This is a genomic window from Lacrimispora xylanisolvens (assembly GCF_002934545.1).
GTDB classification, from domain to species: domain Bacteria; phylum Bacillota; class Clostridia; order Lachnospirales; family Lachnospiraceae; genus Lacrimispora; species Lacrimispora xylanisolvens.
Genome location: NZ_PTJA01000003.1, coordinates 232698 through 256582, shown reverse-complemented (window position 1 = coordinate 256582; position 23885 = coordinate 232698). Strand labels below are relative to the sequence as shown.

19 protein-coding genes are annotated in these 23885 nt (G+C 41.6%); all 19 read right to left on the bottom strand.

Annotated features, from left to right (window positions below):
- Window positions 1-4: 4 nt before the first annotated feature.
- Complete coding sequence (uppS, locus tag BXY41_RS06850; protein ID WP_104436079.1) at window positions 5-727, bottom strand: undecaprenyl pyrophosphate synthase; 723 nt, start codon at window positions 725-727, stop codon at window positions 5-7.
- A 62-nt stretch (window positions 728-789) separates the two neighbouring features.
- Window positions 790-1344, bottom strand: coding sequence for a ribosome recycling factor (gene frr / locus BXY41_RS06845; protein WP_104436078.1), 555 nt, complete (start codon window positions 1342-1344; stop codon window positions 790-792).
- Between the two features lie 14 nt (window positions 1345-1358).
- A complete protein-coding gene (pyrH, locus tag BXY41_RS06840; protein WP_104436077.1) occupies window positions 1359-2060 on the bottom strand; it encodes a UMP kinase in 702 nt (233 codons plus the stop codon).
- Between the two features lie 173 nt (window positions 2061-2233).
- Window positions 2234-3928: a peptide ABC transporter substrate-binding protein gene (locus BXY41_RS06835; RefSeq protein WP_104436076.1), complete on the bottom strand. Its 1695-nt coding sequence runs from the start codon at window positions 3926-3928 to the stop codon at window positions 2234-2236.
- 111 nt (window positions 3929-4039) lie between these two features.
- The gene (locus BXY41_RS06830; protein ID WP_242980109.1) at window positions 4040-5017 is read right to left on the bottom strand and encodes an ABC transporter ATP-binding protein; all 978 of its coding nucleotides are present in this window, start codon (window positions 5015-5017) and stop codon (window positions 4040-4042) included.
- Window positions 5017-6027, bottom strand: a complete 1011-nt coding sequence (locus tag BXY41_RS06825) for an ABC transporter ATP-binding protein (protein ID WP_104436074.1) — start codon at window positions 6025-6027, stop codon at window positions 5017-5019. Before BXY41_RS06825 ends, BXY41_RS06830 begins: the two co-directional genes overlap by 1 nt.
- 15 nt (window positions 6028-6042) lie before the next feature.
- On the bottom strand, window positions 6043-7083 hold the full coding sequence (locus BXY41_RS06820; protein WP_104436073.1) for an ABC transporter permease: 1041 nt from the start codon (window positions 7081-7083) through the stop codon (window positions 6043-6045).
- Window positions 7084-7099: 16 nt separating this feature from the next.
- Window positions 7100-8017 (bottom strand): ABC transporter permease, encoded by a 918-nt coding sequence (locus BXY41_RS06815; RefSeq protein ID WP_104436072.1) that lies wholly within the window; start codon window positions 8015-8017, stop codon window positions 7100-7102.
- 127 nt (window positions 8018-8144) lie between these two features.
- Window positions 8145-9068 (bottom strand): translation elongation factor Ts, encoded by a 924-nt coding sequence (gene tsf / locus BXY41_RS06810; protein ID WP_104436071.1) that lies wholly within the window; start codon window positions 9066-9068, stop codon window positions 8145-8147.
- A gap of 112 nt (window positions 9069-9180) precedes the next feature.
- Window positions 9181-9921, bottom strand: coding sequence for a 30S ribosomal protein S2 (rpsB, locus tag BXY41_RS06805; RefSeq protein WP_097006003.1), 741 nt, complete (start codon window positions 9919-9921; stop codon window positions 9181-9183).
- 238 nt (window positions 9922-10159) lie between these two features.
- Window positions 10160-10975, bottom strand: coding sequence for a GTP-sensing pleiotropic transcriptional regulator CodY (codY, locus tag BXY41_RS06800; RefSeq protein ID WP_104436070.1), 816 nt, complete (start codon window positions 10973-10975; stop codon window positions 10160-10162).
- 133 nt (window positions 10976-11108) lie between these two features.
- Entirely contained in the window at window positions 11109-13178 is a 2070-nt protein-coding gene (gene topA / locus BXY41_RS06795) for a type I DNA topoisomerase (RefSeq protein ID WP_104436069.1), read from the bottom strand.
- A gap of 14 nt (window positions 13179-13192) precedes the next feature.
- Window positions 13193-14293, bottom strand: coding sequence for a DNA-processing protein DprA (dprA, locus tag BXY41_RS06790; RefSeq protein ID WP_185140346.1), 1101 nt, complete (start codon window positions 14291-14293; stop codon window positions 13193-13195).
- Window positions 14286-15827 carry a YifB family Mg chelatase-like AAA ATPase gene (locus BXY41_RS06785; RefSeq protein ID WP_104436068.1) on the bottom strand — a complete coding sequence of 514 codons (1542 nt, stop codon included), beginning with the start codon at window positions 15825-15827 and terminating at the stop codon, window positions 14286-14288. Before BXY41_RS06785 ends, dprA begins: the two co-directional genes overlap by 8 nt.
- A 172-nt stretch (window positions 15828-15999) precedes the next feature.
- Window positions 16000-16779 (bottom strand): TIGR03915 family putative DNA repair protein, encoded by a 780-nt coding sequence (locus BXY41_RS06780; protein WP_104436067.1) that lies wholly within the window; start codon window positions 16777-16779, stop codon window positions 16000-16002.
- On the bottom strand, window positions 16776-18104 hold the full coding sequence (locus BXY41_RS06775; RefSeq protein WP_104436066.1) for a putative DNA modification/repair radical SAM protein: 1329 nt from the start codon (window positions 18102-18104) through the stop codon (window positions 16776-16778). The genes BXY41_RS06780 and BXY41_RS06775 overlap by 4 nt, the downstream gene beginning before the upstream one ends.
- Window positions 18105-18292: 188 nt before the next feature.
- Window positions 18293-19312 (bottom strand): UDP-glucose 4-epimerase GalE, encoded by a 1020-nt coding sequence (gene galE, locus BXY41_RS06770; protein ID WP_104436065.1) that lies wholly within the window; start codon window positions 19310-19312, stop codon window positions 18293-18295.
- 103 nt (window positions 19313-19415) lie between these two features.
- Window positions 19416-21665 carry a hypothetical protein gene (locus BXY41_RS06765; protein ID WP_104436064.1) on the bottom strand — a complete coding sequence of 750 codons (2250 nt, stop codon included), beginning with the start codon at window positions 21663-21665 and terminating at the stop codon, window positions 19416-19418.
- Window positions 21658-23841 (bottom strand): efflux RND transporter permease subunit, encoded by a 2184-nt coding sequence (locus tag BXY41_RS06760; protein ID WP_104436063.1) that lies wholly within the window; start codon window positions 23839-23841, stop codon window positions 21658-21660. Before BXY41_RS06760 ends, BXY41_RS06765 begins: the two co-directional genes overlap by 8 nt.
- Window positions 23842-23885: the final 44 nt, after the last annotated feature.

The window sequence follows — 23885 nt, the reverse complement described above, 5'->3', positions numbered from 1 at the left end:
GTGATCACTTCACTCCTCCAAATCTCCGTTCTCTGCTATTATACGCTGTAATGGCTTTTTTCATTTCTTCCATATTAAAATCAGGCCAATAGCAATCAGATACATATATCTCCGTATATGCAAGCTGCCACAAAAGATAGTTAGACAGCCTTAACTCTCCGCTGGTACGGATCAGAAGATCCGGATCAGGGATTCCTATTGTATCCAGATAACCGGCAAATTTATCTTCCGTTAAGGATTCCGGTGAAATCTTTCCCTCTCTGGTGTCTTCCATGATCTTTCTCGCAGCACGGACGATTTCATCCCTGCCGCCGTAGTTGACCGCGATCACAAAGGTCAGTCCTGTATTATTCTTCGTCTCTTCCACCAGACGTCCAATTCCCTCTACAATATCAGAGTCAAATCGTTCTCTGTCTCCAATCATCTTTACACGAACATTATTCGCCTTTGAAACTTTTAAGAGTCTTACCATATAATAACGAAACAGCTGCATCAGCGCTCCCACTTCCTCTGTGGAACGCTTCCAGTTCTCTGTGGAAAAACCATATACCGTTAAATACTTAATTCCCAGTCTTGCTGCATCCTCAACGGTCTTCTCTACAGTGACACAGCCTTCCTTATGACCCATGCTTCTGGGAAGTCCCCGTTTTTTTGCCCATCTGCCATTTCCGTCAAGTATTATGGCAACGTGCTCTGGAATCACCATATTATTCAATTCTTTATCCATAACGTATCACTCCTTTTAAAACACAAAACAGGACAGGCATAATGCCTGCCCCCCTGTTTATTTTATACAGTAAGAAGATCCTTAGACTTCTCATCAGTTGCTTTTTCAATCTGCGCAACCATCTTATCTGTTAATTTCTGAATCTTGTCTTCTGCATCAGCAAGTTCATCCTCAGATATCTCTTCTGCTTTTAACTGCTTTTTAAAAGAGTCATTGGCATCACGGCGAATGTTACGGATTGCAATCTTCGCAGCTTCTCCCTTTTTCTTTACATCTTTTACAAGATCTTTTCTGCGCTCTTCTGTCAGTTCAGGAAATACCAGACGAATGACATTACCGTCGTTCGTTGGATTAATTCCCAGATCAGAAGTCAGAATCGCTTTTTCAATGGCTTTTAACAAAGCCTTCTCCCATGGCTGAATCACGATCATACGTGCTTCCGGAATTGTAACGTTGCCTACCTGCTGAATTGGTGTCGGAGTACCATAATAATCCACCCTGATTTTATCCAGTACATGGGGATTGGCACGTCCTGCGCGAATGGTCATAAAATCATTCTCCAGCGCTTTTAATGTCTTATTCATTTTATCTTCATATACCTGTAAACTCTCCTGCATATCGTCCTCCTGTTTTATGCGGTCACTATCGTGCCGTTTATTTTTCCCTGCATTGCATTGGCAATGCCATCTTTTTCATTCAAACTGAATACTGCAAGGGGCATCTTATTCTCCATACACATTATGGAAGCGGTCAGATCAATTACCCCAAGCTGCTTTTCTATCACTTCATCAATGGAAATTTCATCGTACTTTACTGCATTGGGATTCAACTTGGGATCGCTGTCGTAAACTCCGTCAATGGCCTTTGCAAGCAGAATGCAGTCTGCATCCATCTCGATGGCACGGAGTGCAATTCCCGTATCAGTTGAAAAGTATGGGTGGCCAGTGCCACCAGCAAAAAACACCACTTTGCCCTCTTTAAAATACTGATTAGCCCGGTCTTTGGAAAACAGTTCTGTCATGGAACCACATTCAAAGGGGGTGAGAATCCGGGTGTCCATTCCAGCATTCCGGAAAATTTCCGAAACATAAATGCAATTCATAATGGTGGCAAGCATACCGATCTGGTCCGCCTTTGTGCGGTCAATTGCATTACTGGTTCTGCCTCTCCAGAAGTTTCCTCCGCCTATGACAATTCCCAACTGAACGCCAGCATCAACGGATATCTTAACCTGCCGTGCAACCTCTTTAACAGTGGCCTCCTCATATCCTGTCTTACTGGAACCGGCAAGAGCTTCACCGCTGAGTTTTAATAATACACGTCTTGGATTCATAGCTTAAACTCTCCTGTACTTTTGTATTGTCTTAAAAGATTATAGCATACTTTTACATGGTTGGAAAGAGGAAGTTTCCCAGCTGATGGAATGTAAGTCATAGCAAATCTTTTTATCTGCTCAAAAAAACACCCAGGAATATTCCTGGGTGTCTGTTTCATAAGAGATCAATCTTATTCCATGGTTGCATACTGGAAGAACCAGTAGCTATATGGAGAGTACCATGTGCCTTTCAGCTTTGGATTCTGTAAATAGAATTCATTCTTATAGGTAATTGGTACAATCGGAGAATCTTCAAGAAGCAGAGTCTCTGCCTCATGCAGTTTTTTGTAATGCTCTTTTACGTCAGCAGTTGTATTAGCCTCGTTAAGCAGCTTATCAAATTCAGGATTGTTGTACTTAGCATCATTATTACCGCTGGTAGAAAGGTTTACATTCAGCAGGTTGGAAGGATCATCAAAGTCAAATCCCCAGCCTCCACGTGATACCTGATAATCGCCTGCACGACGGGTAGGTGTAAAGGTTGCCCACTCAACAATTTTGATATCCATATTGATGTTAAGAGTCTCTTTCCAGCAGCTCTGTAAATATTCTGCAACTGGCTTATTGAATCCAGCATCATTGGTCATATACTCAAATGTTGGGAATCCCTGTCCATCAGGATATCCAGCTTTAGCAAGAAGTTCTTTTGCTTTTGCAACATCTGCAGCATGATCATCGATATTAAAGAAAGTTTTTCCTTCTTTTGCAGTTACATCATTAAAGAAAGTACCGCCCTCTGCATCAGATACACCATCTGGTACAAAGTTTGTTGCTGGTGCGCTGGTACCCTGCATAACAGTTTCTGCTACGTATTTACGATCAATTGCAAGGCTTAATGCTTTGCGGACATCAGGATTATTAAATGGTTCTTTCTGAGTCTGGAAATTCAGGTAGCTAACGCTCATGCTAGGATCAATGTGGAAAGCATCTGTTCCCTTCAGTGCAGGAATCTCTTCTGTAGGAACATACTTGATCATCTGTAATTCACCAGCCTGATATGCGCTGTAAGCAGCGTTGGAATCTTCCATAAGAACAAACTTTAAGGTGTTTAAAGTTACCTTATCAGCATTCCAGTAGTTTTCATTCTTTGCAAAGGTAATGTGAGAACCTGGAACCCACTCAACCATCTTTAAAGGACCGTTGGAAACATAAGTCTCAGGCTTTAAGCTCCACTGGTCACCAGCTGCTTCTACAGCTGCTTTCTGTACAGGAACCATGGAAGCATGAGTAGCAAGTTTGATAAAGTAAACACAAGGAGAAGATAATTCTACTACAAAGGTTTTGTCATCAGGAGCGGAAACGCCCAGAGCATCCAGGTTTCCAGCTGCTGCTTCTTCATATCCTTTTACCGGTCCTAACATATCAGCGCCGTATGGAGCTGCAACGTTGGGATCTGCAAGTCTCTTCCATGCATAAACAAAGTCATTTGCAGTAAGTGGTGAACCATCACTCCACTTTAAGCCATCACGCAGCTTGAAAGTATAAGTAAGGCCATCTGGGGATATATCATAAGACTCTGCCTGTCCTGGAACAATTTTGTTCTCCTTATCTACAATCAATAAGGTTTCGAAGGCATGCATAATCATATTTGCACCATCAACTGAAGAGTTTAAAGCCGGATCAATGGTCTCCGGATTCGGTCCAAGTTGAACTGCAAGGTCAAGCCCCGCGGAATTTCCATTTGCAGCAGCTGTAGTTTCGCCAGCCGCAGCAGCTGTAGTTGTGTCAGCACTTGCTTTTGTTTCTGCTGGCTTATTGCCGCCACAAGCAGTAAGCATCATGCCAGAGGCTGCAAGTACAGCAAGCATAAGTGACATCTTTTTCATAACGATTCCTCCTATAAAATTATTTTAATTAACGCAGTAGCACTTTATTCGGCTACTGCGCCAATTCATTTTCTTAGCATAACATAAATGCGTTAAAAGTTCAATCTGATTTTAATTAACTTTATCCAAATGATGGCAAGCAGCATAATGTCCGGTTGAAACTTCTTTCCATTCTGGTTCCTGCGCTGCACAAAGTTCGTCCGCGTAAGGACATCTGGTGCGGAAGCGACAGCCTGATGGAGGATTTACAGGACTAGGAACATCTCCCTCAAGAACAATTCTCTTGGATTTACGGCTGGTCTCCGGATCCGCGATTGGAATTGCTGAGATCAGACTCTTGGTGTATGGATGGACACTATGGAATGTCAGTTCATAGCTGTCAGCAAGCTCTACCATCTTACCTAAGTACATAACACCGATCCGGTTGGAAATGTGTTTTACAATAGAAAGATCATGAGCAATAAACAGGTAAGTAAGCCCCATTTCTTCCTGTAGCTTTTCAAACATATTAACAACCTGTGCCTGAATGGAAACATCCAAAGCAGATACCGGCTCGTCACATACAATAAACTGAGGATTTACTGCAAGAGCTCTGGCAATACCTACACGCTGACGCTGTCCGCCGGAAAATTCATGAGGATAGCGGTTCGCATGCTCTGAGTTAAGTCCTACCGTTGATAAAACAGAGATAATCTGATCCTGACGGTCTTTTTTGCTGGCAGCCAGATGATGAATGTCAATTGCCTCACCAATAATATCTCCAACCGTCATACGGGGATCAAGGCTTGCATATGGATCCTGAAATACAATCTGCATCTTTTGACGATAAGGAAGCATGTTTACCTTAGTAATATCCTGTCCGTCAAAAAAGATCTTTCCGGAAGTGGGCTCATAAAGTCTGAGCAGTGTGCGGCCTGTAGTCGTCTTTCCACAGCCAGATTCTCCAACCAGTCCGAGGGTTTCCCCTCTTTTGATTCCAAAGGAAACATTATCAACTGCTTTTACAACTTTCTTTTCAAACAATTTACCACCGGCAACAGGGAAATACTGCTGTAAATTCTGTACCTCTACAAGATATTTGTTATCCATCATGCATCTCCCTTCTGTCTTTGCTGTTTCTCAAACTCTTCTTTCTGAAGCAGCCAGCATGCACTGTAATGTATATCGGTTATATCCGTATATTCTGGCATTTCACGCAGACAAATCTTCATGCAGGCTCTGCATCTTGGTGCAAAGGGGCATCCTGCAGGCGGATTCAGCATATCCACCGGGCTTCCTTCAATAGGAATCAGCTTATTATGCTCTTTCTCCGTAAGTTTTGGAATACTGCGGATAAGACCCTTGGTATATTCATGACTTGGGTTATAGAATATATCATCTGTATTGCCGTACTCTACCACTTTACCAGCGTACATAACAGCAATACGGTCGCACATATTGGCAACAACACCAAGGTCATGGGTAATCATGATAATTGCCATACCAAGTTTTTCTTTTAATTCCATCATCAGTTCCAGAATCTGTGCCTGAATTGTAACGTCTAATGCAGTAGTCGGTTCATCCGCAATCAGAAGTTTTGGTTCACAAGCCAAAGCAATTGCGATCATAACACGCTGACGCATACCGCCGGACAACTCATGAGGATACTGGTTTAAACGTTTCTGCGGCTCATTGATACCTACCAGAGTTAGAAGTTCTCTTGCCCTTTCAGTAGCCTGCTGTTTGTTTTTATTCGTATGAAGCATTACCACTTCTGTAATCTGGTTTCCAATGGTATAAACCGGATTTAAGCTGGTCATTGGGTCCTGAAAAATAATTGAAATTTCATTACCCCTTATCTTTCTCATTTCCTTTTCCGTCATCTTCTCGATCTGATGTCCGTTAAACTGAAGGGAACCGCCGATAAGACGACCTGGATAAGCCGTAAGACCCATAAGACTGTAAGCAGTTACAGACTTACCGGAACCAGACTCTCCTACAATTCCTAAAACCTCACCTTCACGAAGATGAAGTGATACATCATTAAGCGCCTTGACTTCTCCAGCCGGAGTAAAGAAAGAAAGACGTTCATTCTCAATATTAACTAAATATTCACTCATGGAATCTCTCCTCCCTTAATCTTTCAGCTTCGGATCAAATGCATCCCGAAGACCGTCGCCCAACAGGTTGAAACTTAAAATAATAACTGAAATCATCAGTGCCGGTGCAAACAAACGGTGTGGATAGCTTTGCAGACCATTTAATGCAGCACTTGCAAGGCTTCCCAGTGAAGGCATGGGTGCAGCAACACCTAATCCAAGGAAGCTTAAAAAGCTCTCGGTAAAGATAGAAGAAGGAATCTGAAGCGTTGTTGTTACAATTAATGTACCAATACAGTTGGTAAGCAGATGTTTTTTAATAATATGTCCGCTGGAAGCTCCCAAAGCTCGTGCAGCCGTTACATATTCCTGCTCTTTTAAAATCAATATCTGGCTTCGCACAATACGGGCCATACCAACCCAGTAAAGCAGTGCAAATACAACGAAAATACTGATTAAGTTAACACCAATAAGCTGAATCCATTGGAATCCAGGCCTTTGAGCCAGCGCTTTTAGAGGTTGATCAAAGGCTACAGATAAAAGTACAATGATCAGAATATCCGGAACCGTATAAATCATATCCACAATTCTCATCATGATCATATCTACCCAGCCTCCGAAGAAACCTGCAATCGATCCATAAAGAGAACCAATGAGCAAAATAATAGCAGAAGCTACCAGACCGACAGTCAGAGAAACACGGCTTCCCATCATAACACGGATTGCATAATCGCGGCCCAGGTTATCGGTTCCCAAAATGTGTGGAAATACACTCTCCCCTGAGTCCATGGCAGTAATTTCTTTCTGGGAATACTGCATGGGAGCAAGATTTTCACTTCCTCTGATCTGCTGCTCATAGCTATATGGATAAAGCTGAGGTACAATAAATGATAAAATAAATACAAGCAAGATTACAACAAGGCTGATCATTGAAATCTTATTCTTCTTAAGACGTCTGATTCCATCTTTCCAGAATCCAACGCTTTTACGCATGACTGTCAGGCTTTCTCTTTCCGCATCACTAGCCGGGAGAAAGTCTTCCACATTAAGCTGCACTGATAATTTATTCTTTGGCATCTTCTTTCTCCTTCCTTTACTTCAGATTAATTCGCGGATCAATAAATTTATAAGCAACATCCACCAGTACATTCATGATAACCATTAAAGTCGCAAGGAAAATTGTTGTCCCCATGATAAGAGGATAATCACGTCCTGTAATGGAACCAATAAATTCAGATCCAAGCCCTGGAATTGTAAATATCTTTTCAACAATGAAGCTTCCTGTTACAGTGTAAGCCAGCAGCGGTCCTAAATATGTAACCACTGGAAGAATGGCATTACGAAGTGCATGCTTGAAAATACTTACCAACTGGGAAAGACCTTTTGCACGGGCTGTTCTCATATAATCCTGTCCCATAACATCCAACATGGATGAACGCATTAATCTTGAAATATAGGATGATGGATAAAGAGCCAGTGCCATAACCGGCATGATATAATTCTTCCAGGATCCAAGTCCATACGTAGGTAATAGCCCCAGCTTTAAACTGAGAATATACATGAGTATGGTACAGACCACAAAGCTTGGTACCGCAATTCCGCAGGTACTGAAAACAATAATAATATTATCGACCAGAGTACCTCTCTTAAATGCCGCAATACTTCCAAGGGGAACACCAATCATAACTGCTGCCAAAATAGCCATTCCGCCAATTCTTGCAGAAACCGGGAATTTAGTTCCAATAATCATATTAACAGTACGTCCGCGCTGTTTTACACTTAACCCCAGATTACCATGCAGAATATCCTTCATATAGGTTGCATACTGTACACTTAATGGCTTATCCAGTCCATATTTTTCATTTAATGCCGCCTGGGCCTGTGGGCTGATTGCCTTTTCTGCCATAAATGGTCCACCTGGAACCATGTTCATGACAAAGAATGTTACGGTAGCAACAGCAAATATCGTAATAATTGCCATAGCAATACGTTTTATAATATATTTCGCCATTCTCATCAACTCCTTTTGTGTTGATGTCCGTCCGACTGGAAACATATGTCAATCGGAAACGGACACTGTTTGAATAGAAAAATCCCATGGATACCCATGGGATTCCCCCCAGAATCCTGTTACAAGATTACTGCATCTGTTTTGCAACTTCTTCTGCAAAGTTCTCTTCTTTTTTCTCAAGGCCTTCGCCTGTCTCGAAACGAACAAACTTTCTAACTTCAACTTTTCCGCCGACTTCTTTAGAAACCTGCTCTAAATACTTTCCAACAGTTAAGTCACCGTCTTTTACATAAGCCTGGTCAACCAGACAGAACTCTTTTAATTCCTTATTCAAACGACCAACAATCATCTTGTCAAGAATTGAATCAGGCTTGTCAGGATTTTCGTTCTTAGCCTGAACTTTTAAAATCTCAGTCTCATGATCGATAAATTCCTGAGAGATTTCATCTCTCTTAACATACTTTGGATTTAAAGCAGCAATCTGCATTGCTACATTCTTTAAAGCTTCTTTAACGGCATCGTTCACTACTTCTGCACCGGCTTCAATTAAAACACCAATTCTTCCGCCGCCATGAATATAATCAACAACTACACCATCTGTTGTGATTTTTTCAAATCTTCTGATATTCATATTCTCGCCAATAACAGAAATCTGAGCGGATAATGCCTGTGCTACTGTTAAAGAGCTGTCACTGTTCCATGACTCAGCCATGAATGCATCCATATCTTTTGCATCAGAAGCAAGAACCTGAGCTACTACATCAGCAACATATCCCTGGAACTGAGCATTCTTAGCAACGAAATCTGTTTCACTGTTAACTTCAACGATTGCTCCGGATTTTCCATCTTCACTTACTACAGTTGTAACAACACCCTCTGCAGCAATTCTTCCTGCCTTTTTAGATGCAGCTGCAAGTCCCTTTTCTCTTAAGAACTCAACTGCCTTGTCCATATCACCATCAGTCTCTGCAAGTGCTTTCTTGCAGTCCATCATTCCTGCACCGGTTAACTCTCTTAATTCTTTTACCATTCCAGCTGTAACTGCTGCCATTCGTTTTCCCTCCATCATCGATTAAACGTAATTGATATTACAAAAAGGTCTGTTCATAAAAATATGCTTCGACCCGCCATACAGCAGACCGAAGCATACATCCGTCTGAATCTTAAGCTTCTACAGTCTCTTCTAACTCCTGAGCTGCTTCTGCTTCCTCAGCTACTGCCTCGCCCTGGTTTGCTTCGATTACTGCGTCTGCCATCTTGGATACAATTAACTTGACAGCTCTAATCGCATCATCATTACCTGGGATTACGAAATCAAGTTCTTCAGGATCACAGTTTGTATCAGCAATGCCGATTAACGGAATGCCCAGTGTGTGAGCTTCCTGAACGCAGATTCTTTCCTTCTTAGGATCTACGACAAAAATCGCATCCGGAACTTTCTTCATATCTTTAATTCCGCCTAAGTTTTTCTCTAATTTCTCCCATTCCTTCTTAAGAGCAATTACTTCTTTCTTAGGAAGAACTTCAAATGTACCATCCTGGGACATAGTCTCGATCTGTTTTAATCTTGCAACTCTGGACTGAATTGTCTTGAAGTTAGTCAGCATACCGCCAAGCCATCTCTCGTTTACGAAATACATACCGCAACGCTCTGCTTCAGACTTAATCGCATCCTGAGCCTGTTTTTTTGTTCCAACAAAAAGAATCTTTCCGCCTTCTGCTGCAATATCAGATACTGCCTTGTAAGCTTCGTCTACTTTAACCACAGATTTCTGTAAGTCGATGATGTAGATACCATTTCTCTCTGTGTAAATATAAGGAGCCATCTTAGGGTTCCATCTTCTGGTCTGATGACCGAAGTGCACGCCAGCCTCTAAAAGCTGCTTCATTGAAATAACGCTCATGTTATTACCTCCATTGGTTTTACTTCCGTCCGTTTCTCTTGCTTCCGGGGAGACCATAGTATGGCACCTTCCTCTGGAATCCGCAGACGTGTTTTTTGTAAGCCTTGCTAGTATAGCACAATATTTTTAGTGATGCAAGTAATTTTTTATATTTTATGTCCAAATCAGAAGATTTCTGTCTTGTATCCGCAAAAAAAGGTAATCATGAATGATTACCTTTTTCACCCTTATCTATACACTATAAATCCTTTAATTCACGACGCTCTGCAATGATTTTTGTATTGCCTGCCTTGATCGATTTCAGCTCATCAAACACCACATCATTTAAAACCTTTATATAGGTTCCTTTCATACCGGAGGATCTTGATTCAATGACGCCGGCACTTTCAAACTTACGCAGTGCATTGACAATCACTGAGCGGGTAATTCCAACACGGTCTGCAATTTTACTTGCAACAAGAATGCCTTCATTGCCATCCAGTTCTTCGAAAATATGTGTGATTGCTTCCAATTCAGAGAATGATAAGGTGCTGATCGCTGATTTTACGATCTGAACCTTTCTTGTTTCTTCTGCATTCTCTTCATTTACTGATCGCATCATCTCAAGTCCCACAACGGTGGTTCCATACTCACTTAAAATAATATCGTCAATGTCATATTGTGAATCCGATTTGTAAATAAACAGAGTTCCAAGTCTCTCCCCTGCTATATCAATCGGTGTAATAATGGCCTGATATTTTCTGATGTTATCACCGGTAAAACCAAGCGTTTCCAAGTTTACATTTTCTTTTGTGGAAAGAATACTGAGCAGTCGTTCATTCAGCATAGTATCAACATAACCACCTACCTGATCTGCAATCAGTTCCTGAATCTCATCAATGTCAGGCGTAAGACCTACGCCAAGCACCTTGCCCTTCTTGCTTATAACAAGAATATTGGAATTCAGGATCTCGGTAAGCACTTCACAGATATCGTTAAATACGACCTTATGCGAATTATTGTTATGCAATAATTTGTTAATTTTTCTAGTTTTGTCCAACAACTGTACGCTCATTGCCGAAAACCTCCTTTATAATTGATGTTAAAATTCGAAAAACGCTTTTAATAATTAAATATTATCACTATTATTTTCAAATAACAATAGTTTTTTGAAGATTTTCGATTTTCTTAATAATTATTCTTTTTTCCTACTTATCTGTACTGTATCCACACTGCTCATTAGAGCACAGTAACTTGTTGCCCTTTTCAACCATATATGAACCGCATTTTGGACATTTCTGGGTGGAAGGCTTTTGCCATGACATAAAATCACATTCAGGATTTGCCTCGCATCCATAATAAATTCTGCCCTTTTTTGTCTTTTTGATCACTACATCCTTACCGCACTTCGGGCAGGGAACTCCTGTTTTTTCCAGATAAGGTTTCGTATTCTTACATTCTGGAAAACCGGGGCATGCAAGGAATTTACCGTGAGGTCCGTATTTTATAACCATATTACGGCCGCACAGTTCACAAATCTCATCTGTTACTTCATCTGCTATGGTAACAGATTCCAGTTCTACCAGTGCCTTATCAACCGCTTCCTTTAAGTCAGGATAGAAGTTTTTCACAACTGTTTTCCACTGTACCGTTCCATCTCCAACTTTATCAAGAAGATACTCCAGATTTGCAGTAAATGTGATGTCTACAATACTGGGGAAGCTTTGTTTCATCATGCTGTTGACTACTTCTCCCAGTTCTGTCACGTAAAGGTTTTTATTTTCTTTCGCCACATACCGTCTGGCTATAATCGTTGTAATCGTAGGAGCATAAGTACTTGGACGACCAATTCCCTGTTCTTCCATTGCCTTTACCAGAGATGCCTCCGTAAAATGAGCCGGGGGCTGGGTAAAATGCTGACTGTTTTCCAGCTTCTCCAACTTAAGTATACTGCCTTTTTCCAGATTGCCAAGAAGAACATTATTTTCTTCCTTCTCTTCTTCCTGTACATAGACTGACATAAAACCATCAAACTGAAGTTTTGAAGCAGAAAGGGTGAAAAAATAGTTTCCCGCTTTCACCTTCACAGAAGTTGTTTCATACACAGCCGGCTGCATTCTGCTGGCTGCAAATCTCTTCCAGATGAGCTGATAAAGACGGAATAGATCTCTCTGGAGTGATTCTTTTACAATTACCGGTGTCAGTGCAATATCAGTGGGACGAATCGCCTCGTGGGCATCCTGTATCTTAACATTGCTTTTTTTGTTCTGCTCTCCATTTGCCAGATAACGGCTGCCGTACTGCTTTTCAATGAACTCTCTTGCAGCAACATCAGCCTCTTCTGCGATTCTGGTAGAATCTGTACGCAAATAGGTGATCAAACCCACTGTTCCGTGGCCTGCGACCTCCACTCCTTCATATAACTGCTGAGCTAATCGCATGGTTTTCTGAGTCGAGAAATTAAGAACCTTGGAGGCTTCCTGCTGAAGTGTACTGGTAGTAAATGGAATGGGGGCTTTTTTAACCCGTTCCCCATTCTTAACTTCTTCCACCTGGTACTCTTTCTTCTTTAGACCTTTCAGTATCTCATCTAACTCTTCCTTATTATGAATGGCTATTCTGCCATTCTTGTCTCCGTGAAACTTGGCTGTTAAAGTCTTTTTGCTTCCTTCCTGCTTTAAGACTGCATCCAGATTCCAGTACTCTTCCGGTATAAAAGCGTTGATGTCTTCTTCCCGGTCACAGATAAGGCGCAGAGCAACGGATTGTACACGACCGGCACTTAACCCCCGTTTAACCTTTGCCCATAGAAGAGGACTGATCATATATCCAACCATTCGGTCAAGAACTCTTCTTGCCTGCTGGGCATCCACAAGATCCATATCAATATCTCTTGGGGTTTTTAATGAAGTTTTCACTGCATTCTTGGTAATCTCATTGAAGCTGATGCGGTATACCTGTTTTTCTTTCAGTTCATCTAATTTTAATGCTTTCATCAGATGCCAGGAAATCGCTTCTCCTTCACGGTCAGGGTCAGTTGCCAGATAAATCTTATCCGCTTTCTTCACTTCTTTTCTCAGTTTAGCAAGAATATCCCCTTTTCCCCTGATCGTTATATATTTTGGATCAAAATCATGTTCCACATCGATTCCCATCTGACTCTTAGGAAGATCCCTTACATGTCCATTGGAAGCATCTACTTCATAGTTTGCTCCAAGGAACTTTTTTATAGTTTTTACTTTTGCGGGTGACTCCACAATTACTAAACAGTTCGCCATACCAAACTCCTCGCCTATTGTTTCTTACCATAATATTGATGGGATGTCTGTATAATGCTGCCCTTTAATTCCAGTTCCAGGAGGACACTCATGCACTCGCTGACAGACAATCCACTGCAGCTCACAATCTCTTCCAGATTCTTCGGTTGCAAATCTAGGCAACTATACACCATTTTTTCTTTTTTGGCAAGCCCGTTCTTATTTTTTTCATGAACTCTTAATATTTTACCGTTCTGTAACTTAAAATATTCCAACACTGTCTCCGGAGAGAGTAAAACCCCTGCGCCTTCAGAAATAAGGCGGTTACAACCTGCGCTTAAGGGATCCGTTACTCTTCCAGGAAGGGCAAAAATCTCTTTTCCCTGCTCCAGCCCCAGATTCGCCGTAATAAGAGAACCACTTTTTTCTCTTGCCTCAATTACAAGAATTGTATCAGAAAGTCCGCTTATAATCCGGTTTCTCATGGGGAAATTCTGAGGCTTCGGAGCTTCATCCGGCATGAATTCCGTTAAAATGCCTCCGCATTTTATCATCTGGCTGAATAATCCATAATTTTCTTTGGGATAACAAACATTGATTCCGCACCCCAGCACTCCATAAGTTTCCTGACCTGCCTCCAGTGCTCCTTCATGTCCCGCTCCGTCTATGCCATATGCCAGACCGCTGATTATTGATATACCAGCAGCTGATAACTCTCTTGCCAGGCTCTGAGCCATCTGACGCCCGTAATTGGTGCAGTTTCTGGCTCCTATTATGGCTACTGCAGGTTTCTCTTCTTCAGGAAGCTGTCCATTTACACATAGACCCATAGGGTATCCATAAATAGACAGAAGCCGCTTGGGATAATCAGGATCAAAATGTGCAATAAAACGAATTCCCTTTTTTTCTAATTGCTCCAGCTGCCTGCGAACAGAATCCATGTAAGACTTTCGTTCTTCAAAAAACAAAATCTCACTTTCTTTTAAAAGCCCGCAGCTTTCCAGCTCTTTTCTTTCTATATTATATATCTTCTTATAGCTTCCCATGTAGTCATACAGTTTTTTTATTTTCACAGCTCCTAGAAATGGAATATGGGAAAGCCAGTATAAGTATTCCCGTTCTTCCAGATTATCCATAGATACCTCCCCAAAACTTTCCTTCCCGGCTTCTCAGGCCGGCAGCTTCTGCCAGATGTTTTTTTGAAATATTTTCAGAACCTTCCAGATCTGCAATGGTTCTTGCTATTTTAAGAACCTTTTCATACCCTCTTGCACTGAGTGACATAGAATCGTAGATTTGTTTTAAATATAATTCTTCCGTCTCAAAAAGGCCGCAGTATTTTTCCAGATCCGGTTTCTTCATAAAACTGTTAAAAAGTATATTGGTCCCCCTGAAGCGTTCCATCTGCATTACCCTTGCCTGTTCAATACGATTCCTGATGGCTTCAGAGGATTCTCCTTTCTCCCCTTGCCTCAGCTCCTTATAACTTACCGGGCTGGATTCTGCACAGATATCAATTCTGTCCAGAATTGGTTTTGAAATTCTTCCTAAATATTTATTTACCTGGCTTTCCGAACATCTGCACTTTGTCCTGTCCGGGTAAAAGCCACATGGACACGGATTCATGGCGGCTGCCAATAGAAATTTAGCTGGAAACAGATAAGCTCCATGACTTCTTGATATGGTAATTTCGCCTTCTTCCAGAGGCTGTCTTAAAATCTCAATGGTGGATTTTTGAAACTCAGACAATTCATCCAGAAATAAAACACCTCCAGAGGCGAGAGTAATCTCTCCCGGTCTTGGGATTCGCCCACCTCCCGCAAATGCCTGAGGGCTTATGGTATGATGGGGACTTCGAAACGGCCGGGAATTCATAATTGGAGTTTCTCCGGAAAGCAAACCGCAAACGCTGTAAATTTTTGAGATTTCCATGATTTCCCTAAAAGAAAGAGACGGCATAATGGTAGGGATTCTTTTGGCAAACATGGTTTTCCCTGTACCTGCGGGACCAATATACATGATATTATGCATACCTGCTACAGCAACTTCAGTCGCCCGTCTTAAAAACGGCTGTCCACCTACGTCTGAAAAATCGACATCATAGATATCTTTTTCAGTTTTTAATACTACAGGATCATCTGGAAGTTGGGAGAAATTCTTCCCTCCATTTAAGTGATCTGTCAGGTCTTTTAAAGTATGTAGCCCTATAACCTGTATTTCGTTTATGAAAACACCCTCTCTTCTGTTCTCTTTTGGCAGGTAACAGATTTTCTTTCCTTCTCTTTTTGCTGCAATTACAATGGAAAGAGCTCCAGGAACGGGTTTTACCGTACCATCAAGCCCCAGTTCTCCTGAAAACACACAGTCGGACAAATCTGTAGACTGGATCATACCAGAAGCAGATAAAATGGCGATTGCAATAGGAAGATCAAAAGCCGTCCCCTCTTTCCTGATATCTGCAGGGGATAAATTAATGGTTATTTTTTTTGCAGGAATACGAAAACCAGAGTTTTTGAGGGCAGTTCTGACACGGTCCTGAGCTTCTTTCACCTGAGAAGAAAGATATCCAACCATGGAAAAACCAGGGAGCCCATCACTCACATCTGCTTCCACAAGTATGGGAACGCCTTCTACACCGGTAATACCGATACTATGAACTTTACTATACAATAGAATGCTCCTTTCAATAAAGGAAATTAAAAATGGAAATTTATGCAGAAATGCACTTGGAATATCCGGAATCGGATTAAATTTATAATAACTTAAAAAGCAGAAAAAAACAACTGTTTTCTGGCTTTTTCTGCTTTTTTGAATTAAAAAAAGAAATCACTGTCATATATCGTCAGACGTCCCTTAATCCCTGAGAGAATTCTGGCATATATGGTCTGTAACGAAGGGGCATATGATTCAGCTGGCATATAGGATTGGTACGTTCCTTAATAGAAATACTCTTTCTGAAACGTTTAAAAAGGTCTTCGTATTCATCCTCCACCGATGTTTTTACAATCTTATCTTCCCAATCAGATGGCAAAAAATCAGTCAGATACCAATGACGATATGCAGGGTGAAGGACTGCTTTTTTTCTATTAACATCATATAGCACCCAGTTTTCACCAGACAAACGATCTGCAAAATGGGGTGCAAGAAGAACAATTACATCATTCTTAGGGCCAATTTTTCCTACCAGTAAATTCCCCTCCATCTCAGTAAAGCGAACAAATCCAGTCAAAAGGTGAGTCTCATTATCCACAAAACAGCACATTTGAAAAATGTCATAAACAGCCTGGTTCTGAAGCATACTTACAACGCCCGCTCCCGCACGAAAGCCACAGATCAGGAAACGATAAATCTTATCTGCCCGCTCCATATCATTGCTCAGGGCTGCTTTGTAAACAACTTCATAGGCTTCTTCAGAAATCTTATTCCGGATTGCCGTAATCACCTTATCCGCTTTTTGAGAATCAACGGGTACTTCTTCATATTGGCAGAACAACTCCATGGTTGCACCATCATCTTTCAGCCGGAGCTTACCATTGTCATGGCCTTTCCCGCTGGCCCATGCAGCATAAACACCGCTTAAAACCCCTTCTATACTGCTGTCACAAAGATATATCGTCTTCATACCACAATACCTCCGGAATTTACCTGTGTCGACAGACTGGTATCGTCAAACAGAGACAGCTGCCGGTACGTATTGGCAGAGCTGATATCCCAGACACTTCTTCTTTCTTCTCCCACCAGATGTCTGGATATATAATCCTCTTCAATCTTTACCGGGTACATCATCCTCCCGGAGCAGGTGATAAAATAGTGTGCTCTTTTCAGTACAACTCCCATCTTCTTTAGTGCCTCAAAATCTAAAATCCCACTTCGTCTGGCCGCAATAATCCGCTTTACAGACTTCACTCCCATACCTGGAACTCTCAGGAGGGTAAAATAATCAGCCCGGTTCACTTCCACCGGAAACTGTTCCAGATGCCGCAGTGCCCAATCGCACTTGGGATCCAGAAGGACATTAAAATTAGGGCGGTCTTCTGACAGCAGTTCTTGGGCCTGAAATCCGTAAAACCTCATCAGCCAGTCAGCCTGATACAGCCTGTGTTCTCTTAAAAGCGGCGGTCCTCCTGGAAGTGCAGGCAGACTGCTGTCCTGATTCACTGGAACAAACGCAGAATAAAATACCCTCTTTAAGTCATAGTTTTTGTACAATGCCTCTGCCACCATCATCATCTGGTAGTCATTCTCCGGTGTGGCACCCACAATCATCTGGGTACTCTGGCCTGCCGGAACAAAGGCAGGAGTCTTTTTATATTCCATTAACTCAAAGCGGTTGGTTACAATCCCGTTCTGGATCTGCTTCATGGGTTTTAATATCTTGTCACGGTTTTTACCTGGAGCCAGTTTTTTTAACCCTTCTGCAGTGGGAAGTTCCAAATTAATGCTCATACGATCTGCAAGAAATCCTGTTTTTTCAATTAAAAGGGGATCTGCACCGGGAATGGCCTTTACATGAATATATCCATGAAAATGGTACTCCTCCCTCAGCTTTTTTAACGTCTGATAGATAAGATCCATGGTATAATCTGCACTGGTCAGTACACCAGAGCTTAAAAATAACCCCTCAATATAATTGCGTCGATAAAACTGTATGGTAAGCTGGCAAACCTCCTCCGGAGTAAACGCAGTGCGTACCACGTCATTGGAAGATCTGTTGATGCAGTATTTGCAATCGTAAATACACTGATTTGTAAATAATATCTTAAGCAAAGAGATACATCTGCCATCTGCTGAAAAGCTATGGCAGATACCTGCTTTACTGGCATTGCCGATGGTACCCGCCTTCCCTTTACGGTCTACTCCGCTGGAAGTACATGCCACATCATACTTGGCTGCATCCGACAATATCTCTAATTTTTCCTGAACACTTAATGATTCCTGTATTAGCATCTCTCCACCTCGAACATTTGTTCTTACCAAGAATATTATCATATATTTTAAATTATTTCAAGTACTTCCCGAATATATGTTCTGTTTTTTCTGGTAATTGAATTCCTTGCTTCATACAGGAAACAGGCAACAGAAAAAGACGGCGAAATTCCCCGTCTCCATCTGCTGATTAAGCCCGCTATTTATATTTATTTTTCAAATCCCCCTGGATTATTCTTTTGCCAGTTCCAGGAATCACGGCACATCTCAATAATTCCCCTCTCTGCTTTCCAGCCAAGTTTCTTTTCTGCTTTGGCCGGGTCTGCATAGCAGGTGGGAATATCTCCTGCCCTTCGATCCATAATCGTATACGGAATCTTTAGATCATTTGCTTTTTCAAATGCGCCGATTACATCAAGAACACTGTATCCAATTCCTGTTCCTAAATTATAAATCTGCACTCCGCCTGACTGCTTTGACATGGCTTTTAATGCCTTCACATGGCCTAATGCCAGGTCAACAACATGAATGTAGTCTCGGACACAGGTTCCATCCGGAGTATCGTAATCCTTTCCAAACACTCCCAGGCGTTCCAGTTTTCCTACCGCTACCTGAGTAATATAAGGAAGAAGATTGTTCGGAATGCCTTTTGGATCTTCTCCGATCCGGCCGGATTCATGAGCTCCAATGGGGTTGAAGTAACGTAATAACATAACATTCCACTCTGGATCTGCAGTATTTAAATCCGTCAGGATCTGTTCTAACATGCCCTTGGTTCTTCCATAAGGATTGGTGATTTCTCCCTTGGGACATTCTTCTGTAATGGGCACGAATTCAGGATCTCCATAAACTGTAGCGGAAGAACTAAACACAATATTCTTCACTCCGTGCTTTCTCATAACATCACAGAGCACTAACGTTCCTGTAATGTTATTATGATAATATTCAAGAGGCTTGTAAACTGATTCACCAACCGCCTTCAGCCCTGCAAAATGAATGACGCCATCAATTGTCTCTTTATTAAAAATCTGTTCCAGCGCTTCCTGATCCAATAAATCGGCCTCATAAAAATTCAGTTTTTTTCCTGTTATTTCCATAACACGATTCATGGATTCCCTGCTGGAATTGCACAGATTGTCAACTACCACTACCTCTAAGCCGGCATTCAGCAGTTCTACGCAGGTATGACTTCCTATGTATCCAGCACCACCGGTCACTAATATCGCCATGTTAACTTCCTCCTTTTAAATGTCCTGAAACTATTATAAGCAGGAAATCAAAAAATAACAATGTAGAATTTCTTAAAAACCTATGATTTTTATCTGATTTCTTCTATTTAAATATAGAAGTAAAAAATCCGAATATGTTTTTAAAAATATTTCCTATGCGGTGAAGCACATTCCCATCGGGATGAAAATCTTCATCTACTTTACGATCCTTGTCTTCTTCATCCTGTTTAATTTCCCCTGTTCTCAGTATGATCTGAATGCTCTTTGGTGATGGGTTCTTTACCGACGTCATGGAAACCGGTTTTGCTTCTAAATCAATACTTAACAGGGTTGTATCCTCAGTGGTATATTCATCCCACTTATCATCGATCATATTTTTAATTGTATCCTTTGCATTTCTCAGAACTTCAGTCTGATCAAGTCCGTTTCCCGCAATATCCAGGGTATCAGCCAGCCCGTTTAACGTCTTTTGTGTACTGCCGTTTAACGAGTTTCCCACCGTCTTTAACTGACTCTCCAGAGAACGGAAGAATACATTCATGGAATCAATACTCCTTGATGCACTGTCTGTCATTTTCCCCATATCCGTCAGCGTATTAAGCATCTCATCGTGATGACGGTTTAAAATTCCATTGAGCTCCTCTGCATTTCCAATCAGATCATCTGCAGTATCACAAAGTTTCCCAACGGCATCCGTGGTTTTTATTACTCCGTCTGTTGCCCCGTTAATATGGTTTCCTTCCGTATAAAGGTCACCAAGAAGTGCTTTTGTCAATCCGAGAAACTTTGACATATCGTCGGAGAGTCCTGCCCCGCTTCCTGCCAGCTGGGGCAAAAGCTGTGCCAGTGGCGCTGCTGCCTGTATGGCGGTCTTTGTTGCAGCATTTGTTGCGGAACTGGGGGAAGCAATATTCCCGGCTCCCAGTGCAGAGGATAAATAATTGGTTAATGCATTGATTTCTGTGACAGAATAGCCTTTTTCATTAAATAAATAAGAAGAAATCTCATCACTGTCTGCCAGATCTTCTGCTTTGATATCCTCAAGTAAGTCTTCCAGATCCTCATCTCCAAGTGCCTGCGCCGAAGCGCTTAGTGATCCGCTTAAAGACACCATCTGGGGGAGTATCTCTGCCAGCTGTTCCAGTTCCTTCGCCAGTGTCTGCTGTTGGTTTGTCAGTGTATTTAAATGGTCTTGTGTTTTATCAAGCTGCTTTAAAACCATCTGGGTCTTCATAGCTGTTTCCGGAGAATTCACCAGTTTCTGCAATTCCTTCAGTTCATCTCTTAAATCCCTGACGCCTTCCTGAAGATCGTTTAAATCCGGAGTGAGATCACTAAGGATTTCAGTCAGGTGATTGGTCTGGCTTCTTAAATCATTTAACGCCGTCTTGGCATTCTCTGTGTGATTGTAAAACGGCCGAAGTGTCTGAGACAGTCCATCCAGGGCAGTAAGGGCATCATCGGCGTTTTGATAAACCGTTCCTTTGGAATCCGCCACAATCTGTCTGGTTTTATCAAGACCTCTGATTCCATCCGATGTATTGTCAATACTGTTCTTCATCTGATCCATGGTATTCAGCACCACATCCAGGCTGTCACTGATTGCATCGGCGGAATCTTCCATGGTCTCCTTTGCTTCCCGAAGATCTTTAACTTTGTCAAGCTGACTTACTGTCAGCGGGACCATGGCAAAAACAACGCCGGAAAATTTAAAATCATCAGTTCCGATGCGGATGGAATAATGTCCGTCTTCGCCTGGAAGGGCAAAGAAAACAACTGTACTTAAATTACCAACCGTTTGTACCTGGGCGCCTTCTGCTTCCAGACTTAAGTTTTTATCCATATCTACGACAACACTGCCCATCAATGTCATATTATTTTTGTAAAAATCCGATAGTCCTTCATTGGGCTTAAGATCCACATTTACTTCTACCAGACCTTTTTCACCCGCAAGTTCCTCTGCATTTTTCTCAACTCCGTTAAGCCTGTAACTGACTGTAATATCCCAGGGCAGTTCTTTTTTTTCTGTCTTTGTCTGCCCCTCAAAATAAAACCTCTTCTCTCCTGCTTCGGGAGTAAACGTTACGGATCCGTCTTCTCCGATTACTGGCTGAGAATGATCAGTAAGATTAATTACCTTTTCATAATTTCCATAATCCACCAGTGACTCATTTCCATCTGTATTATAAATCTTTACAATACTGCTTTCTTTTATTTCTCCATAGGGATCCATTGTTACATAAAGAGTTTCATCGTATGGAGGCTGAACCTGGGATGCCAGCGGCATCAGCACAGACTGCGTGGAAAAAACAGCAGCCAGCCCTATGGATAATATTTTTTTATGCTTATTCATTTACATCCCCTCCTTTTAACGTTCCTCTCACTTTTGTATAGTTTAAGCGACGCCTTTCTTTTCGTCTTATGGAGCGTTCCTGCTGTTTTTGTATCTGTTTATCAAACAAACTAAGAAGTGCCGGTAACAGAGATAATACTAATATCATACTAAGCAAAGCACCTCTGCCTACAAGCCTTCCTACCTGGGAGATTGCCTGAATGGAGGAAGTAAAATACAGAAGATAACCCACCACTGTCAGAATGCCTCCTGATGTGAGAATGGATAAGGTGCTCTTAGAAATAGCCGCCATTGCTGAATCTGTATTATTCATGGTTTTTCTGAAACCCAGATAATTGTTGGTCATCAATATGGAATAGTCAATGGTAGCACCCAGCTGAAGGCAGCTGACGATAATATAGCCAATATATACCATGCTGTCTCCCATAACGTAGGGCAACGTCATATTTAAGTAGATTGCCACCTCAATGGGGATAATGACAAGAATGGGAACCAGGATCGCCTGAAAGGTTACTAACACTACAAGCGCAACTCCCGCAAGCGACAGATTAGATACCTTATTATAATCATCTGTGAGGATATCCCGGATATCAATGGTAGTCGGTGTCATACCAATCACATAAGCATGATCAGGATAAAATTCACGTATTACCTTCTCAAGCTTCTGGCTGCAGTCAAAGGCATACTGGCTTTCCTGAACCGTATTCATGGATATTAAAAATCTGGCATACCGGCTGCTTCTTAACTGCTTGCTCACCTTATCCGGCAGAAAGCTTTCCGGAATTCCTCTGGGTACTGTACCCGACATGGAAATGGCGTAATTTACAAAATCCAGATCCTCCAGTGCATCTGTCAGTTGTCTTTCCGTTACCACCGAACCATTAGGCACAATTCCGATTATCATATTGGATTTTCCAAACACCTCATTGATTTTTCTGGTATCCTCATAGACTCTTGTTCCCGGCCCTGCCCCTATGGCATCATCGCCATAGTAAAAGGCATTCATATTCTGGCCAAAGTAACAGGGAACAGCCAGTAGAATTGCTATAATAAACACAGGTTTTCTTAACTGATTCATCAGCTTTGCAAACCGGTCAAAGGTAGGTACAAAGGGCCTATGAGCTGTTTTTTCTATTATATGATCAAAATGCAGGATCAGGGTTGGCATCAGGAAAAGTACGGTTGCAAGACTGCAGAGAATTCCCTTTGTCAAAACAAATCCCACATCCCGGCCAATGGTAAAACGCATAAACGCAATGACAATAAATCCAACAATCGTAGTTGCTCCGCTGGCCAAAATAGAACTGCAGGATTCCTTTACCGCCATTTCCATGGCTTTATGTATTTCTACTCCCGTTTTTTTTATGGCAGTAAACGTATGTAAGAGAAAAATTGAATAATCCATAGAAACTGCCAGCTGCAAAATAGCAGCTGTTGAAAATGTAAAAAATGAGATTGTACCAAACATCAGATTAGATCCCATATTCAGTATAATTGCAATTATCATAATCAAAATAAATAAAAATGGCTCCATCCAGGATGTAGTCGTAAGTGCCAGTATCAGCCAGATAATAACCAGCGCCATACCAATAGCTATGGTAATCTCATGTGTAATCGATTCTTCTCTCTCTTTACTTGATATTGCACTTCCGGCAAAACACCCCCGATCCTTTCCGACAATTCGGTATATATCCTCTATACCGGAACGGGTGAGCGGATTGTCGTCTCCTTTTTTAAAAATCACATCCATCAGTGCATTTCCATCACGGTAATAGTTATTCATGGAAAATGAATCAAGTGAAGTCATATCTGATAGTCCCTCATTTGCAAAGGAGGCGCCCATATATACATCTGTTGTAAGATCAGGTCCTATTACCACATCCACGCCCTCCAGATCTGAGATTTTACTCCTGATCCGTTTCGCTTCCTGAAGGCTTACATTCTTTACCATAATCCGGGCCATGCCAGGATATCCGAACTCATCCTCCATCACATCCAAAGCCTGTTTTGTCTGGGCAAACTGCGGCAGATACTTGCTTAAATCATAGTTGACTTTTACGAAAGGAAAGCACGCTGCACAGATAATGGTCCCTACTAAAAAAACGCTCTCAATCAATTTTCCTTTAAATACAACAAAATGTACAAATTTGTCAAAAAAACTTCTGTTCTTTTCCATATCCCCCTCCATTTATAATCGTTAATCTACTAATGGATACTTTA

Excerpts from the sequence above, each read along its gene's own strand:
- BXY41_RS06775 (WP_104436066.1), bottom strand. The coding sequence starts at position 18,104 with ATGCTAATACAGGAATCATTAAGTGTTCAGGAAAAATTAGAGATATTG.
- BXY41_RS06760 (WP_104436063.1), bottom strand. The coding sequence starts at position 23,841 with ATGGAAAAGAACAGAAGTTTTTTTGACAAATTTGTACATTTTGTTGTA.
- uppS (WP_104436079.1), bottom strand. The coding sequence starts at position 727 with ATGGATAAAGAATTGAATAATATGGTGATTCCAGAGCACGTTGCCATA.
- frr (WP_104436078.1), bottom strand. The coding sequence starts at position 1,344 with ATGCAGGAGAGTTTACAGGTATATGAAGATAAAATGAATAAGACATTA.
- BXY41_RS06815 (WP_104436072.1), bottom strand. The coding sequence starts at position 8,017 with ATGGCGAAATATATTATAAAACGTATTGCTATGGCAATTATTACGATA.
- BXY41_RS06830 (WP_242980109.1), bottom strand. The coding sequence starts at position 5,017 with ATGGATAACAAATATCTTGTAGAGGTACAGAATTTACAGCAGTATTTC.
- topA (WP_104436069.1), bottom strand. The coding sequence starts at position 13,178 with ATGGCGAACTGTTTAGTAATTGTGGAGTCACCCGCAAAAGTAAAAACT.
- BXY41_RS06820 (WP_104436073.1), bottom strand. The coding sequence starts at position 7,083 with ATGCCAAAGAATAAATTATCAGTGCAGCTTAATGTGGAAGACTTTCTC.
- BXY41_RS06765 (WP_104436064.1), bottom strand. The coding sequence starts at position 21,665 with ATGAATAAGCATAAAAAAATATTATCCATAGGGCTGGCTGCTGTTTTT.
- galE (WP_104436065.1), bottom strand. The coding sequence starts at position 19,312 with ATGGCGATATTAGTGACCGGTGGTGCTGGATACATAGGAAGTCATACC.
- BXY41_RS06780 (WP_104436067.1), bottom strand. The coding sequence starts at position 16,779 with ATGAAGACGATATATCTTTGTGACAGCAGTATAGAAGGGGTTTTAAGC.
- tsf (WP_104436071.1), bottom strand. The coding sequence starts at position 9,068 with ATGGCAGCAGTTACAGCTGGAATGGTAAAAGAATTAAGAGAGTTAACC.
- dprA (WP_185140346.1), bottom strand. The coding sequence starts at position 14,293 with ATGGATAATCTGGAAGAACGGGAATACTTATACTGGCTTTCCCATATT.
- codY (WP_104436070.1), bottom strand. The coding sequence starts at position 10,975 with ATGAGCGTACAGTTGTTGGACAAAACTAGAAAAATTAACAAATTATTG.
- BXY41_RS06835 (WP_104436076.1), bottom strand. The coding sequence starts at position 3,928 with ATGAAAAAGATGTCACTTATGCTTGCTGTACTTGCAGCCTCTGGCATG.
- BXY41_RS06825 (WP_104436074.1), bottom strand. The coding sequence starts at position 6,027 with ATGAGTGAATATTTAGTTAATATTGAGAATGAACGTCTTTCTTTCTTT.
- pyrH (WP_104436077.1), bottom strand. The coding sequence starts at position 2,060 with ATGAATCCAAGACGTGTATTATTAAAACTCAGCGGTGAAGCTCTTGCC.
- rpsB (WP_097006003.1), bottom strand. The coding sequence starts at position 9,921 with ATGAGCGTTATTTCAATGAAGCAGCTTTTAGAGGCTGGCGTGCACTTC.